We start from the raw sequence: 16064 nt of genomic DNA, 5'->3' as shown, positions 1-16064 counted from the left end.
AAATACCCCATAGAGGCAGAGAGGGAGGCAAGAACCCATGACAGAGGCACTGCCGGTGCGTGGAGCATAGGACGCAGCAGGCCAACGTCCGGGACTGCACTTCCCGCTGAAAGGACGGACCGTCTTTCCGGGCGACGGGGGCGGTCATCTGCAGACACATGAGAAAGACGGCTGAACAGCATCCTCTTCCAGGGAGCAGGCCTCCGTAAACACACCGGGAGACCGGGGACGGATAAACCGCAGAGGCAGACCGCCCGCAGAACAGCCCCCTGTAAAAAGAAACACACCGAGAGGATCCGGTCATGAATCCTGTCGGTGTGCAGCTTCCTTGAAGTCCCGCCGGTTTATATCTGGTTCCAGTTCACGCTTGTGATTCTTCCGCCCTTGACAACGGCCGAAATGACATAGCTCCGTCTGGACCTGCCGCCTTTACGCTCAATGTCGAGCGTTGCAGGCACTTTCAGGCGGAGCTCCGCCCCCTCGTCGTTGCTGTCCTTGGTAATCTCGGCAGGCGATCCGAGGCGCCAGTTGATGGTCTTGACATCAGCCTGATAGAGCCTGTCGGTCATGTAGCGGCGGATGTCCTTCGCCGTTGCACCGCCTGCACCGAGAAAACTCAGCGAGGGTGCGACGGCGCCTGCTATCTTGTCGCTGCTCTTGCTGTTCATACCCTGCAGCAGCTGCCGGACAGCCCCGAGGGCAGACGACTTCTCGTCATCTGAGACGGTATGTACCAGAAGCCGCTTCAGCTTCTCATCCGCCTCCCTGCTGTGTATGCCGTCCGCATGCTGCGCCTTGTATCCGAGGTAGGCGTTCTCGTCGTCCTTCGCCGCCGCCTGCGCCCAGTCCATCTCGTCGATCCGCGCCTCTATCTCCTTGCGGTGCTTCGAGGCGGGATATTTCGCAAGAAACCGCTTCAGTTCTTCCGTCGAATTGCCCGACATGGCGGCTGCCAGCTCCCTGTCGGCAGTCTGCAGGCTGCGGTCGGCTGCCACCAGCCTCTTCAGCCGGGCGGAGACGCTGTCCCGGTGGGTCTTCGGAGCAGCGGGATGCTCGGAGAGATAGTTCTGAAGGACGGTCGGTTCGTCGCTGGAGAGCGCCAGCGCATAGGCCTCCTGCTCGCCGTTCGCCCGGCTCACCCCGGCTCCCTGGTTGTACAGAAACAGCAGGACGGCGGCCGTGATGGCCGCAATGAGCAGCGACACCGCCAGCGATACATGGCCGTGCTTCTGCGCCGGCTTCTCCGCACCGGCTTCGTCCGCTTCCTGCACCGCCTCAGCGGCAGCGATCACATCCTCATCGGCATCGTCCTCCATGAGGAAATCGGCGTCTACCGTCGCTTCATCGGCATCCGCGGACGGGGTACGCACAGTATCGCGCGCAGCCTCTTTCCTTTCGCCGGCCGGCTTCTGTGCGCCGGTACGGACAGTCTCTTTCCCGGCCGCCGGATGTTCTTCCATAGGCAGGACGACAATCGGTCCAGCCTCCTTCGTCCCGTCCGTCCCGCCTCTCTTTCCGGCAGACGGATTCTCCGTCTCCGTATGGTGACAGTTCGGGCACGACGGTTCCTCCTTGAGGTAGAGTTCGCCGCAGTGGGAACATCTGACGATGTGTCCGGCGATCTCCACGCCGCAGCTCGGACAGACAGGTGCCTTGTCGCTCACTTGATGGCCACATTCAGGGCATTTGATGATCATTTACGTAATGTAAGATTATAGTTGTGTTGTCAATTGTCGCAGTCTCTCTCCACGCAGACTATCTCCGCCGTCGGTAGCGTATCTCCCTCATGCTGTGCTTTCCCATCAGCCTCGACTTGTCCACGTAGCCGTTCACGCCGTTGATGCGTCCCTTTCCGGTGTACTGCCAGGCGAAGATGTCCCTGCCGTCCTGCAGCACCGGTTCGCGCCCGTTGTACTGTGCGATGAACAGCTTGTAGCCGTCCAGCGCACCGCTGAGGTAGCGGTCGTAGAAATTGGTGTAGGTGTACACCAGCGGCCGCACGCCGTACTCTCTCGTCATGAGGACGAGGAACCGCTGCAGGCTGTCGCGCAGCGCCTCGCGTCCCAGGCCACCCGTCGTCTCGATGTCGACCATCGGGATGAGGTCCTGGTCCTGCGGGCGGCACTGCATACGGAAGTTGCGCAGCTGCTCTTCCTGCGGGACGGCAGGCCGGTAGAAGTGATAGGACCCTACATTCATGCCGTAGCGCTGCGCCGCCTCGATGTTGTCAAGGTAACGCTGGTCGGTGCGCGAACCGCCTTCTGTCGCCTTCAGGTAGACATAGTTGAGCTTGTGGTTGCTGTTTTCGGCCACCGTCTCCCACCATACGTCACCCTGGTAATGGCTCATGTCGAGTCCGTGGATGTGGCTGCAGGTGTCTTCGCATTGGATGTTGTATTGTGCCCGGAGTCCTGTGAAGGAGAATATGCAGAGGATAAAGAACAATAGTTTTTTCAATTCCATAAATGCAAAGGTAACATTTTAAGTTGAGACGGCGGATTGAAAAGGATATAATTTAGTTTTTCTTAAGGCAGCCCGAATCCTCAGAATCTCCAGGACGGAAGGGGGAGGGAGCGGACAGAAGGGGGCACTGCCCTTCTGCCTTGGAAGTCCGGCAGATCCGATAAATTCCCTTTGGCAGAGGCTCTGCCCCGCCCCACGCCCGGACAGGCCGGCAGAGCCGGCAATGACAGACGGGAAATGGACAGGACGGCGGATGCCGGCACGGGTCAGAAGCAGTGCCGCTTCAGGAAATCCTCGTACTGGTTGCGGTAGCCGTTGAAGACGTTGATGTCCACGTCGCCGTGGATGCCCCGCACCTTCCCGTCAGGGCTCAGCTGCCAGTAAGCCAGCTTGATGTCGGGTTTGTATTCGCCGTAGCGGGCTATCCAGACGAGGTAGTTGTCGACGAGGTCGGGTGCCAGCGGCAGGTAATTGTCGGCGAACATCTGACTGACATACAGGATGGGCCGGCGGCCCGTGCGCCGCCGCACATGCGTCATCCATGCACGGATGCTGCGGAACATCGCCGCCGCACCGCCCATCCTGGCAATCTGTGCGTCGCTCGGCTCCACGTCCAGCACCGGCGGGAGGTCGCCCTTGCCGAAACGGCTGCATTGCAGGAAATGGCCGGCCTGCGCCCCGCCGGGCGACGTGGTGGAGAAGAAGTGGTAGGTCCCCGTGCGGATGCCGTGCCGCCGCGCCTCGGCATAGTCGGTGAGATAATAGGCGTTGCGCACCGTACAGCCCTCCGTCGACTTCACATAGGCGAACGAGACGGGATAGTCCACCCGGCCCCTGACGGTCTTGCTGCTCAGCGTGCCGAGGTGCGTGATGCGGATCCGGTTCCAATAGATGTGATAGTACCGGCCGCGCTGCTCGTGCTGGTGCTTCGAGAGGTCGATTCCGTAGATGCGGTCCGCATTGTACGTGAGGCGTTCGCCCTTGAACACGTCTTCCTTCCACTCGCCCACCTGCAGATACTCATGCGGGGCGACATAGATCCCGAATCCGTCACGGCGGCCGCCCTTCCAGTGGCCGTCGTAGAAGCCGCCGTCATCGCCGTAGAACCGTCCGTAGCCGTCAGGAAGCCCTTTCCGCACCTCACCGTCATAGCGGCCGCCGGCCACGCGGATGCCCTTGGGCTGCGGCCCCGCCGCCACGGCAGGATGCTTCCGGCGGTATTTCTCCAGCTCGTCCATCGCCTTGCCGGACTGCAGGCGGGTCGTGACACGGAATGGTGTCATGCCGTCTGCCGTCTGCAAGAGCACGGCACCGCGTTCCTTGTAGATTCTCAGGCGGTTGCAGACGGTACGCTCCCCCGGACCGGAGGCGATGGAATAACGGTTCACCTGCCGGACACGGAGGCGGACAGGCGAGGCGGACAGGTCGTGTACCGTCTTCAGCACGCTGCGGAGCGAGTCCATCCGGCGCACGACCTCCGCATGATAGCCGGCGATTCTGTTGTACCCGTAGTCCTGCACGCTGTGTACGCGGAGGTAATAGCCCGTCTCGTTGCGCACGGTCTGCAGCCCGCCCAGCTCCGTGTCCATCCTGACCAGCGTGCGGAAGAGCACCCGGCGCAGAGCGGCGTCCCTGAGGTTGACGACCGGGTCGGGACGGCAGTTCCAGCGGATGACGATCCGGCCGAAGCAGGAGGGGACGACAGGCAGCCGGTTCACCCAGTAGCCGCGCTGCACGATGCGCCGGGCAGGGATGGAGTCCCGGCCGACCGTCCCGCCCGTGAAGACCGAATCGGCATAGTCGGCGAAGCAGGCCGCCGTCTTTCCGTCCGCCTCCAGCACGTAGTACGAGGTCTGGGCGACAGACACGGCACTCTCTTCCACCTCCCGCTGCGAGGGAGGAAGACTACGGATGATGAGACAGGCAAATAGGAGAACGGCCGTCATGCCGCCTCCTATGTATGCGAGCCGCCTGCCAAGGCGCAGTTGAGACATCTGTCTAATTTTTTAAAAACACTGCAAAATTACACAAAGACTGTGATTTATCAGCCCATCGGACAAAGAAAGTTTTTTTCTTCAGAGGAAAGATACGGATTATTTTCATTCCATTGGACTTCAGTTTTTTTGTCCGTCTTGTCCCGGATTCCTGTATCGACAGGTCCTGAGAAATACCTTTGATGGATTTTTGCCTTTTGTGCGGCATCTGCCGTCCGACTGATGGGCAGGAGTCTGCCGCGAGTTGACAATGCCCATATAAACAAAAGCCTAACGCGGAATCTTCAGGGCTGCTTTGAAATGGACAGAGCCGTGACCTGAAGTTTTACATCTGCATGATGGATTTTCTCTTCCCGGATTCCCCTGCGGCTTTCTGTACTCCGCCCGGGACGGGATGCTGTCGAGGCCTGGACGGGACGGAAAAGGGGCGTGTCAAAATGCAAATTGACAAATTGACAACTTTCAAACTACAAGCAGGTTTTCCTAAAAGCAAAGAAAAGACCATTTCTTTACTCAGAATCGAGTACAGAAATGGTCATTTTCAATGAATCGTTTCAAACTGTAAGATGATCAAAATGGTATTTGCCTTTTGACACACCCTCTTTTCCGTTGGATGCCGCCGCATGGATGGAGGCGTGAGGGGATGCCGCTGCATGGGCGGTCTGCCCGCAGCAGCGATAGGGAGGGCTTATCTCATCACGAGTTTCCTGCCTCCCGTGATGTAAAGCCCGCGGCCAGGGACAGACACCCGCCTGCCGGTCATGTCGAAGCAGACGGCACACGTGTCGCCACCCGTGGAGGAAGTCGTCTGCCGGATGGCGGCGGGTGTCCTGTCAGAATGATGTTTCTCGAAGAACTCCATGTACCGTTTCCCCCATCCGGCAGGCGTGGCGTGTCCCAGGAACGGGTTGATGATGTACACCTTGTCGTCCTCCTTCACTTTGTCCAGCAGGTTGAACGGCGCCAGGTTGGTGCGGACCGGATCCGTCGTGTCCTGCAGGCTGAAACAGGAGATGACCGGGCAGGTGACGCGGGAAGCGAAGTTCATGACATCGAAGTAGGCATTGAAGGTATTCATCTCATCGTCCGTCATTCCCAGCTTCTCCTTGGCGGCCAGGAAGTTGGCACGGGGCCAGTTGACGATTCTCATCCCTTCCTCGAAGTCGGCATGGCCGGTGATGGAGGGGGCTATCGCCCTGAACGCTCCGGTAAGTCCTTCGGCCACATAGGTGAAGCAGCCTCCCTGACTGCCCCCTGCGGCATAGAGGTTGCAGGTGTCTGCTTTGGCATGCGACTTCATGAAATCGACGGCTCTCACACAGTCGAGGTAGGCGCCGCGGTAATAGTGCCGTTCCTTGTCGCCCCAGCCGAAGGAGTAGTAATCGGTCTTTCCGGTCGTCTTGTCACGTCCGTAGACATTGTCTGCCAGGTTCGGTTCACGGTTGTTGAGCATCTGCCCGCGGGTGGAAAGGACGAACTCGCAGCAGCCGGGGTTGTCGTCCGCATTCATGCACCATGGCGTACCGGTTCCGCCGTCAGTTCCCTGATAGTGGATGATGGCCGGGAACCTGCCTTCGCCGACAGGCTCTGCATAATAGCCGCGGAGGGTCACCGGGCGGCCGCCTCTGCTGTCCGGCACCGACTTCATGGTCACGAGATAGACCTTCCGGGCGGCCGAGCTTTTCCCGGGCAGTTCCTCCATACGGATGTCGGGTGCCGTCGCTGCCAGTTCCTGCAGTCCTTCCTTCCAGTAGTCCCAGAAATCGGCCGGTGCGGTGGCCTTCACGGGGACGCGTCTCGGAGCATAACCGATGTTGTAGGAGCAGACGGTGTTGTTGTCCACACTTGCCGTCATCCTGTAGAACCCCGGTTCGTCCAGACCGTCGAACGGCTGGTCTACGTGGCGGGTCTCTCCGGCCCCGAGGGTCACCTCCTGCACATAGGTCTTGTAGACGCTGTGCGTCTGCGTGTCCTTGTCCACCATATCCTTCGTCAGCGTGACCTTGTAGGGCACCTTCACCGGGACTGTCTCCAGATTGGTTATCGTCATGCCGAGCTTGGGGGTCTCATGGGGTTCCCATGCCTTGATGTCCTCGTCGTCGCACTGTGCGACAAGGCTGTATTCTCTGTCAGGGTCGATCAGGTCGACGGCGGTCAGCGTGAAGCCGGTGCCCGTGACGCGCAGTCCTTCTTTCCTGATGCGTGCGATCCATTCGCCGGTCAGCGTGTATTCGAAGTAGCCTCCGTCGGAAAACCGTGCCGTCGCCAGTCCCGGGAGTTCCGTGTAATTGGCAAGGATCTTGCCCTGCGCCGTCCCGATGCCCAGCCCCGAGCAGCTCATGCGGAGCCGGTGTCCGGGCTTGACTCCGGCCCATTTCGTCTGAATGTCGGCAGGTTCCAGCCACACGCTGTTCTTGTGCGCGCCGCTCCAGCTTATCGGCTCGCAGCCTGTCCACAGGTTCGTCAGGGCGTTCCCCTTGTTTCCGGAGTTTCCTTTGGGCACTCTGTGCAGGATGCTGACGCGGGAGAGGACGTAGCCGGTGCCTTTCACAATCAGTCCCTTTGCCTGCAGTTCCGCCAGCATGTCCGCTGTGACGGTCGTCCTGAAGGTGCAGGGAGCTTCCGTCAAGACGTATTTGTCTTCCAGCCCCGCCAGCGTCTTCCAGTCGCCGTTCTGGAGCATCAGCAGGTGGGACTTTCCTTTCAGCGCCGGTATCGTGATCCGGAGTTCGTCGCCCGTACGTACCGGTGCGAACCTGCCCGGTGCTATCTGCCGGTACGTGTTCCAGTCGTCTACGGAGAGGTTGCCCTTCCAGATATCCAGACCGACTTCCGCATACTCGGTATTGTCCGTCAGATGCGCTTTGAAGAACTCCAGACAGTCGCCGTACCAGGCGGAAGGGGTCTCGTGCCTGCATTCGGCGTTCACCACGTACTGTCTGTCGGCCACCTTCAGGTTGTTGTAAGGGGCGAAGTTGGTATGGGGCGGGCAGATGGGGTCCTGCAGTCCCATGGCCGTCTTGACCGGGCAGGTGATGTAAGGAGCCAGGTTCTTCGTGTCGAAGTAGGAGAGGAACCTGTACATATCCTCATCGCTCATCCCGAGAGCCTTCTGCTGTTTCCGTGCCACCGATGCCGGCCATGCCCCCACCTTGAAGTAGTCGGGAAAATCGCCCATGAACTGGATGGACGGCGCGATGGCCTTGATGCGGCGGTCGAGTGCTGCTCCGGCAATTGTGAAGGCTCCCCCCTGGCTGCCGCCCATCATGAAGATGGCGTCCTGCCGGGCTTTCCTGCGGGAGGCGATGAAGTCGATGCCGCGGACCACGTCCATGTAAGCTCCCCGGTAATAGTAGGTGTCCTTGTCGCCGAAATGATAAGCGAACCAGTCGCCGTATCTGTTGACATTCTCGCCCCGGTTGTTGATCACTTGTCCGCGTACCGAGAGGTTCAGCTCTATCCAGCCGCTGTTCTGACCGCCGGCGGGACAGAAGTCGAGGGCGGGAATCTTGGCATCGCTGTCGTATCCGTTCTGGGTGATGAGGACGGGATAGGTGCCTTCCGCCACCGGCTCTGCATAGTAGCCCCGGATGGTGACCGGCTTTCCGTCGCCGTCGTCCACCGACTGCATCTCCACGAGGTACACGTTCCGGCTGGCGGTAGACTTCTCGGCAATCCTGGTCAGCTTGTAGGCAGGCGCCACCTTGGCGAGGTCTGCCTTCGCCTTGTCCCAGAACGCCATGAAGTCGGGCTGCGCATCAGGAGCCGACACGATGCCGGTCGGGTCGTAACCGATGTTGAAGTCGGCCAGCTCGCCGTAGTTGGCCCTCACCACCGCATGATAGAATCCGGGTGCAAGTTCTCCCAGGCTGACGGCTACGTCCTGTGTCTTGCCCGCATCCACCGTGACCTGTCTGCGCTCGGTGCGGAGGTCTTCGTAACCGTCGGTGCGGAGCAGCACTTCCACCGTCACGTCCTGCGGTCTGCTCTCCAGGCTCTGGATGCCGACATGGATGACGGGGGCTTCGCCTTTCTCCCAGCACCTGATGTCGCGCCTGTCCACCTGGCAGACGAGTGCGGGAATCTGCTTCGGGTCGATGACCTCTACCCCTGTCAGGGTGAATCCGATGCCCGACACGATGCAGCCGCCGGCCTTCAGCCTGGCAAGCATTCCGGCCGTCACGGCATATTCGAAGCAGCTGGAAGACAGCTGTCTGTAGCCTGCTCCGTCCGGCATCTCCTTCCAGTCTCCGGTAGAGATTCTCGCAGTCGCACCTATCGCCAGACCGGCATAGTTGAACCGCAGCCTGTCGCCCACCTTGACCTCCTCGAAGAGCGTCCTGTCCAGCTTCAGCCAGCCGTCGGGCAGCGCACCCGACCAGTCGATGACCTTCCTCCCGGTCCAGACGGTTGTTACAGGATTGCCTTTCACCTCGTCGCTCGTCTGCACCTTCCGTATCAGGTCCACGCTTGTAGCGGTATAGCTCACTCCTTTTACAATCAGGCCGTGTGCCTTGAGTTCGGCCAGCATGGCATCCGTCACTTCCCATCGCATTTCACAGGGTGCATCTGCAACCGCCTTTCCCTCTTCGGCTCCGGGCATGGGTTTCCATGTGCCGGTATTGAGCATGACAAGTGTAGAACCGGCGGAGATGGCCGAGACATGCACCGAGATGACGTTGCCGGTTTCGGCGGCCGAGAAGGCAGAGGCCGGAACAGATATCCAGTTGCTCCATCCGGCATCCATGGCCTGGACGCCGCTCCACAGATTGGACTTCACGTCCACCGTGGCTGCCCTCATGGTCATGGACAGCAATAGAAAAAGGAAAAATAGAAAATACTTCTTCATTTTTTTGTTGTTTTTTTGTTTAAGTCGTTGTAGTCCGGAAACCGGCAGACCGTCAGGGGGAAACGGCTGGCGGAGACTGTTTCCTCCTGGCTTCCAACAGCTGCAGAGCCCGTCTGCATCGCCGGTGCGGAGTGCCGTCACCAGCGGTGATGCGTGTCGGCACCGCCGGTGACGGGCATCCTCACGGCCGGCGGAGGAAGTCTTCTTCGGTCGTGAAGGGCAGCAGGGGCAGCCCGGCCTGGTTCTTCACCGTGCCCGGAAGGAAGTTGCGGAAGCAGTAGCGGACGCTGACGGGCCGCACGACCGCCGGCGACGTCAGGACGAACGTGCCGCCGCCTGCGTACCGGGCACGGGCAGGATGATAGACCCTGTCGGCTCCTGCCATCTCGAAGCCCTCGTAGGAGGCGGCTGCGGCGATGCCGTTGTAGGTGTCCTTGAGATGTACGAGACAGCTGTCGCCGCACACCTCCATGCGTCCGAAGGCCGGACAGCGGTAGAAAACCCTGCCGAAGCCGTAGTCGCGCGCCGCCGCCGTCATGGCGAGCCGCTCGCCGACCTGCCGTTTCCGGCAGGGGTGTATCTGTTCGGCCTCGCCGGGCCCGACCAGGTCGTTCGTCCCGATGAGCACGGTGTTGGCGACGGTCTGCGCCACCCGCTGCTGCTGCATCCGTATGACGGCGGCCTCCGTCCCGAGGGCGTTGCCGTAGCTGTAGGGTGCGATCTCGACGAAGTAGAACGGGAGGTCGGGGATGCCGAATCCGCTTCGCCACTGTGCGATGAGCCGTGTCAGGCGGTCGGCGTAGGTCTCCGGGCGGAGGCCTACGTTGCTGCATCCCTGGTAGAAGAGAATGCCCCGCACGGTGTACGGGAGGACGGGGTGGAAGGTGCCGTTGCCCCAGAGCAGGGGGCGCAGCCATTCCGTGGGATAGCGGGCGGCGATGGCGGCTGAGTCGACAGGCTCGTCGGTGTACCGCCGCAGGTTGTCCTCGTCGAGCCAGCTCTCCACCCTCGTGCCGCCTTTGTCGGCGAGGATGAGGCCTACGGGCAGGTCGGTCATCTCCTGTAGACGTCGGGCGAAGAAGAAGCCCACCGCGCTGCAGTCGTTGGCTGTGTTGGCGTTTACCGTCTCCCATCGGCAGTCGGCGTCGTCCTGCGGTACGGCACGCATCACCGCCGGAATCTTCACGTACCGCATCCCCCGGATGCGCCCCGCGCCGGCGACGGCCTCCTGATAGCCCTCGACCGGACACTCGTGGAATCCCTGCAGGGGCATTTCCATGTTGCTCTGTCCGGCGCATACCCACACCTCTCCGGCGAGGATGCCGTGCAGCGTCAGCGGTTCGCCGTCGCTGAAGGTGATGCTGAGCGGCGTGTAGCCGCCCTCGGGTGTGCGGACACGGAGGCTCCACCGTCCGTCCCTGCCGGCGACGGTACGGCGTGCCCCGCTCCAGGAGGGCTTCACGCTGATGCGTGCCCCGGGCTTCGCCCATCCCCACAGCCGCACGTCGGTCTGCTGCTGCAGCACCATGTTGTCGCCGAGGATGTGCGGCAGCCGTACCTTCGCCGCTGCCGTGAGGCCGGCGAGCAGGACGGAAAGGAGCGTGAGAAAACGCAGCTTCATCATTCTTGACAGCTTCATCGTTCTTGTTTCAACGTTCATCCTTGTTCTTGATTCGACATCTCTCATATTCTTGTTTCAACGTTCATCATGCGGAACCGCATTATAGAAGAGGTCTCCCGATCCCAATGTTTCAATTGAAAGCGTACGGAAGCAGATTGATCACGTCTGGGATAAACCTCGAACCGACTCCGTATTTCAATTGGAGCGAACCCAAGACGGATTGATCAGACCTGGGACAAACCTCAAACCTCAAACCTCAAACCTCAAACCTTTCACTTTCTCGTGATGACGTCTTCGGAGTCCATCGCCGCCTTCCACCATTCGTCCGATGCGTGTCCGTCGCCGTACCACGGCATGAACCAGCTCCATGCGGCATCGCTCTTCCACTGGGAGGGGATGTCGGCGACGGTGCCGCACTCGGTCAGCGAAATCATCTTGGAAGGATAGCGGTAGGCCAGCTCGTTGAATCGTGCCGCCATCTCCTCGGCCGTGACGGCGCTGCCGTCCTTTCCGTACACGTCCGTCCCGATGATGTCCACGTATTCGTCGCCGGGATACCAGTCGGCATCGGCCTTCTCGGAGGTCCACACCCAGATGAGGTTGTTGATGCCCTGCTGCCTGAAGTAATCGTACATCGTGCGCCAGAGCTTCACGTAGGAGGCGGCGGAACCGTTGCCCCACCAGAACCACTTGCCGGCCGCCTCGTGCAGGGGCCGCCACAGAACCGGGATGCCGGCCTGCTGCAGCTGCCGCAGGTAAGGAACGATCTTCTCCAGGTCGGACTTCATGAAGCGGTTGGCCCATGTGCCTTCGGTGACGGCGGCATCGAGGGTGAACTCGCTTTTGGCGGCGTAGAAGCCGTACTTCACCGTGCCGGCTGCCTCGACGGTGATGCCGGTGACCGTATAGTCGTGTCCGCCGATGATCAGGCCGTTGGCCCGCATTTCGTTGAGCGTGGTCTGGTCGAGCGTCATCGAGTAGCTGTCGCCGCTGATGTCGAAGTAGTCCCAGTTCTTTCCGTTCTCGTCCACGAAGCCTGCCCAGCTGCTGTTCTTGATGGAACCCTGTGCGCCCGGCTTCACGTCGGTAATCTTCACCACCAGTCTGCTCCCGATGGAGGCGCCGGCCAGGATGTCCTTCGCCGCCTGTGTGGTGAGCTGTATGTTCCCGCTCCAGTCGCCCGGCATGACCTTGTCGGGGCCGCCGTAGAGGACGACGGGCACGACGGAGGCGTAGGGATCGGAGGTGGGCACGTTCCAGTGCCACCCTATCGTGACGATGCCGCCGGCATCGTGCCACGTCCTGACGGGGGTGATGTCGGCATAGTCGATCCATCCGCCCGGCCGGGTGGACTGCAGGTGGATGTAATCGTAGCCGTTGATGGCGGGGTACTTGCCCGTGAGGCGGTGTACCCTCTCGGCGGTCTTGTTGTTCCATGCCACGTCAGCCATCGTGGCCGAAAAGGTCTTCTTGCCGTAGTTGTCGGCCAGCTTCCGGTAGAGTGCCTTCGCCTCGGCGGTCGCTTCGGCGTTGACCGGCTGGCCGGCGATGTGCTGGGTCTGGGCCGTCAGGGTGGCCTTCACCATGGGTGCCGCCATGCGGTTAGGCCCGGTGACGACGCCCTCGGGGATGACCAGCTCGTAGCTCTTGCCGCGGCTGATGCCGGCCATGACGAGCAGCCGGTTGGACGAGCCGATGACGTTGGCGCTGACGGCCGGCGAGCCGTTGAGGGTGATCTTCCGGTAGTCGGCGGAAGAGAAAAAGATGTTCTTGTCGTAGGTGACGACAATCGAGTCGAGGCCGGCCCGGATGTTCGTCTGCGGGCTCACGCTGACGAACGACGGTGCGTCCACGGCGGCGATGGAGTGTTCTACGGTGTCGCTGCAGGCTGCGGCCGTCAGCGAGAGCAGCGCAAGGGCTGCGGCATGAAGTCTATGGGTGTGCATTGTTTCTTTTCTTTTGTTTTTACGGGAAAGGAAGCGGGCAAGGTGCATCCTCATTCGTGAGCAGACGCTTCCCTGCCCCCTTCCGGCCATGGTGTTTCTACTTGCTGATCGGTACGACCCTGATGTTGTCGATGTCCAGCTCGGGTGTGCAGTCGGTGCCTTCCACGCCTCCGTTCCAGAGGAAGAAGGTGAAGCCCGTCATGCGGTTCTTGGCGACGGTCTTTCCGGCCGCCTGTCCCTCGTGCGTCTTGTTGAAGGCAGAGAGCGGGATGGTGACCGTCGTCCAGCCGCTGCCCGTGCTGAACGAGCCGGTCGTCTGCCAGGGTATCCACAGTCCGCGTGCGATGTCGGCGTTGTTGTAATACTGGCTGTTCGCCGTGAGGGCGGTGACATCCTGGTTGCCGGTGAAGATGAGCTGCAGGGCGGATGCGCTCCAGGGAGACGTCTCCGGCACGCGGCACTCGAACTTCAGGGCCAGGTCGCCGATGTCGCAGGTGTCCAGCATATTGGCGAAGGAGGGGATGGCGGTCAGTTCGGGGAATCCCGCCGAAGGCTCCGGCCAGTAGTTCATGGCGAAGTCGTCCTCGTCCCAGGTGGCCCCCACCTTGCCCAGCATCGCCGCGCCGCCGAGATAGAGGTAGCTTCCGTCGATGCCGCCGGTGCGGATGCGTCCCGGCCGCCAGCCGTGTCCGCCGGCCAGTCCGCCGTGCGATCCGTCGAAGTCGAAGAGGATGTTGCGGTTGTCCTTGTAGACGAACTGCGACCTGCTCTCGCCGTAGACACTCTCCACACAGACCCTTCCGCTCTGTGCGCCGGCCGGTACGGTGAAGGTGATGCTGTTCTTGGAAATCGACCTGATGTCGGTCACGGGCAGCGTGCCGTCATTGAACTTCACCTTCAGCGGCTTGTAAGGATCCTGGATGAAGTAGTCGCCCGTCAGCGTCACCTCGTCTCCGGCGGCGGCGTACTCGCAGCTCATGGCCGACACCACGGGCGGCGGCACGATGACATGGAAGTCGTAGGTGGTGGTGTCGCCGGCCTCGTTGATCATGTAGATCTTGTCGGTCACGGCAGCGGGAATGTTCTTCGGGATGTCCACCAGCAGGGTGTTGTCCGTGATGTAACTGGTGTTGAGGAGTGCCTCCTGGTCGTTGAAGAGCAGCTTGCGGATGCTGCGCAGGTTGTTTCCGACGAGGCAGACGGTGGTCTGGAGGTAGCTCTTGGTGATGACGGAGTCGGCGCTCTCGGGCAGTCTGACGTACTGCACCTCGGGGCTTCCGCTCGTTGACTTGTATTCGTCGGGCTGGTCCTCGCAGGATGCGAAGCCTATGGCTGCCGCCCCCATCAGGGCAGCCAGCGCAAGGCGTATGTTATTGGAATGTTTCATCTTATGTCTCTTGTTTTTTGAAAGTTTCGGATCAGTAAGCGTATGTCGAGCGCACATCGACGTGTACGGAGCCTTTCTGCAGATTGCCGTTGAACACGATGTCCTGGCTCGGGAAGGGCAGCGTGAAGCTCTGCTCCGACACGTTCGGAGCCTGTGTCTCCGTGGCATAGTGCATCGTGGAGGGGTCTACGTTCCAGGCCTTGCTCTCGTAGTAGTTCTTGTAGAGCGTGTTCAGGCCGTAGTAGGCGCCGCGCTTCTGCTGCTTCAGCTCGCGGATGCTGCCCGCCATATCGTAGTAGCTGCGGCGCACGAAGTCGTACCAGCGGTCGCCCTCCATGGCCAGCTCGAGACGGCGTTCTTTCCACACATCCTCCCACGTGATGCTTGCCGGGCGTGCGGCCGACCTGACGGCGCGGCTGCGCACCTTGTAGTAAGCGTCGATGGCACTGGCGTCGGCGGTGCTGCCGTTGTTGCCGATGACGGCCTCGGCATAAACCAGATAGACATCAGACAGGCGCAGCACCGGCGTGGCGAGGCTGCTGTGCATGTTCGAGGCCGAGATGCCGTCCACGGCATACGTCTTGTGGTCGTAGGCGTCGCCGTAGAGATGCTTCACGCAGTTGGCGCCCGTCGCACTCTGCAGTGTCCCCGGGCCGCCGGAGCCATAGCCGTTGCTGTCGTAGAGGAACTGTAGGAAGTTGAATCCCTTGCGGCCCTGACGGTCGGTCTTGTCGGTCCAGAAGTAGTCGTAGAAGTCGCCGGCCATCATCATCGTGGCCTTGCGGCGTGCGTCGACCTCGGTTCTCGTCGCCGGGTCCTCCAGCGGCGACACGCCGAAGGCTGCCTGCAGGTCGGCTGAAGGGCCGTTGTAGCCGCCCCAGCAGTCGCCGAACTCGTCGAAGCCCTGCATGGCGAGGTCGCTCTGGAGCGTGTTCTGCACGGTCCAGATGCTGGTGTCCGCCGTCCACAGCCATGAGAAGAGACACTCTCTGTTGAGGGCGTTCTGCAGGCGGAACACATCCGAGTAGTTCGGCATCAGCGTCCGTCCGCTGTTGTCGATGACGTCCTTGGCATACTGCGCGGCCTTCTGCAGGTCGGCGGCATCACGCTGTCCGTTTCCGTTGGCCTTCACGCCGCTCCGGTAGAGATAGACCTTGGCCAGGAGTCCCTCGGCGGCATAGTAGTCGATGCGGCCGGGGTTGCCCTTGCGGGGCAGCAGCTCCATCGCCTTCTCCAGCGTCATGATGATGTAATCGTACACGTCGGCCTTTTCCACGCGGCTGACGTTGCTGTACGAACCGTCGGCCAGCATGGCGGAATTGTCGTGGATGATGGGCACGTCGCCGAAGGAACGCACGAGGAAGAAGTAGGCCATGGCCTTCCATGCCAGGCACTCGCCCATGCACTGGTTCTTCACGGCCTGCGATGCCGACGCGCCCTTGAGGTTGTTGTAGACGGTGTTGGCGTGTCCGATGACCGACCAGAGCGAGTTGGACATACTCGTGAGGTCGGCATCGGTGCTGTTCACGGTGAGCGTCATGTAGGGGCTCGACCCCCAGTAGTAGTTGCCCGACATGACCTCGCCCACCTTGATGAAACCGCGCTGGAAATCGTACCAGGGCGAGTTGTACAGGTAGTTGACGCCCTGCACGCACTGGCTGTCGTCTTTGTAGAATGTCCCTGCATTGTAGGAGTCTTCCGCCGGCCGATCCAGGAAATCGTTGCACGAGGATGCGACCAGCATGCCGGCTGCCAGGAGGCAGGCCGTATATAGATACTTTAATCTTTTCATTGTGATGAAGGT

8 protein-coding genes are annotated in these 16064 nt (G+C 61.0%); all 8 read right to left on the bottom strand.

The genetic code is table 11. The features are described 5' to 3' along the window. Positions 1-344: 344 nt before the first annotated feature. Positions 345-1697, bottom strand: coding sequence for a zinc ribbon domain-containing protein (locus J4864_RS09565; protein ID WP_211814708.1), 1353 nt, complete (start codon positions 1695-1697; stop codon positions 345-347). A 58-nt stretch (positions 1698-1755) separates the two neighbouring features. Beyond that, positions 1756-2463: a glycoside hydrolase family 25 protein gene (locus J4864_RS09560; protein ID WP_007367057.1), complete on the bottom strand. Its 708-nt coding sequence runs from the start codon at positions 2461-2463 to the stop codon at positions 1756-1758. 266 nt (positions 2464-2729) lie between these two features. Further along, positions 2730-4457, bottom strand: a complete 1728-nt coding sequence (locus tag J4864_RS09555) for a GH25 family lysozyme (protein ID WP_211814707.1) — start codon at positions 4455-4457, stop codon at positions 2730-2732. Positions 4458-5145: 688 nt separating this feature from the next. After that, on the bottom strand, positions 5146-9306 hold the full coding sequence (locus J4864_RS09550) for an acetylxylan esterase (protein ID WP_211814706.1): 4161 nt from the start codon (positions 9304-9306) through the stop codon (positions 5146-5148). Between the two features lie 181 nt (positions 9307-9487). Beyond that, the gene (locus J4864_RS09545; protein ID WP_211815410.1) at positions 9488-10834 is read right to left on the bottom strand and encodes a sialate O-acetylesterase; all 1347 of its coding nucleotides are present in this window, start codon (positions 10832-10834) and stop codon (positions 9488-9490) included. A gap of 365 nt (positions 10835-11199) precedes the next feature. Beyond that, positions 11200-12873, bottom strand: a complete 1674-nt coding sequence (locus tag J4864_RS09540; RefSeq protein WP_211814705.1) for a glycoside hydrolase family 26 protein — start codon at positions 12871-12873, stop codon at positions 11200-11202. Between the two features lie 97 nt (positions 12874-12970). Beyond that, a complete protein-coding gene (locus tag J4864_RS09535) occupies positions 12971-14260 on the bottom strand; it encodes a glycan-binding surface protein (protein WP_211814704.1) in 1290 nt (429 codons plus the stop codon). 31 nt (positions 14261-14291) lie between these two features. Beyond that, positions 14292-16052, bottom strand: a complete 1761-nt coding sequence (locus J4864_RS09530) for a RagB/SusD family nutrient uptake outer membrane protein (RefSeq protein WP_211814703.1) — start codon at positions 16050-16052, stop codon at positions 14292-14294. Positions 16053-16064 lie beyond the last annotated feature (12 nt).

This window comes from Prevotella multiformis (assembly GCF_018127985.1).
GTDB classification, from domain to species: Bacteria; Bacteroidota; Bacteroidia; order Bacteroidales; family Bacteroidaceae; genus Prevotella; species Prevotella multiformis.
Note: the sequence above shows the minus strand (reverse complement) of the source record. Positions and strands in the feature narration are given on the sequence as shown.

Excerpts from the sequence above, each read along its gene's own strand:
- J4864_RS09565 (WP_211814708.1), bottom strand. The coding sequence starts at position 1,697 with ATGATCATCAAATGCCCTGAATGTGGCCATCAAGTGAGCGACAAGGCA.
- J4864_RS09560 (WP_007367057.1), bottom strand. The coding sequence starts at position 2,463 with ATGGAATTGAAAAAACTATTGTTCTTTATCCTCTGCATATTCTCCTTC.
- J4864_RS09555 (WP_211814707.1), bottom strand. The coding sequence starts at position 4,457 with ATGTCTCAACTGCGCCTTGGCAGGCGGCTCGCATACATAGGAGGCGGC.
- J4864_RS09550 (WP_211814706.1), bottom strand. The coding sequence starts at position 9,306 with ATGAAGAAGTATTTTCTATTTTTCCTTTTTCTATTGCTGTCCATGACC.
- J4864_RS09545 (WP_211815410.1), bottom strand. The coding sequence starts at position 10,834 with ATGGTGCTGCAGCAGCAGACCGACGTGCGGCTGTGGGGATGGGCGAAG.
- J4864_RS09540 (WP_211814705.1), bottom strand. The coding sequence starts at position 12,873 with ATGCACACCCATAGACTTCATGCCGCAGCCCTTGCGCTGCTCTCGCTG.
- J4864_RS09535 (WP_211814704.1), bottom strand. The coding sequence starts at position 14,260 with ATGAAACATTCCAATAACATACGCCTTGCGCTGGCTGCCCTGATGGGG.
- J4864_RS09530 (WP_211814703.1), bottom strand. The coding sequence starts at position 16,052 with ATGAAAAGATTAAAGTATCTATATACGGCCTGCCTCCTGGCAGCCGGC.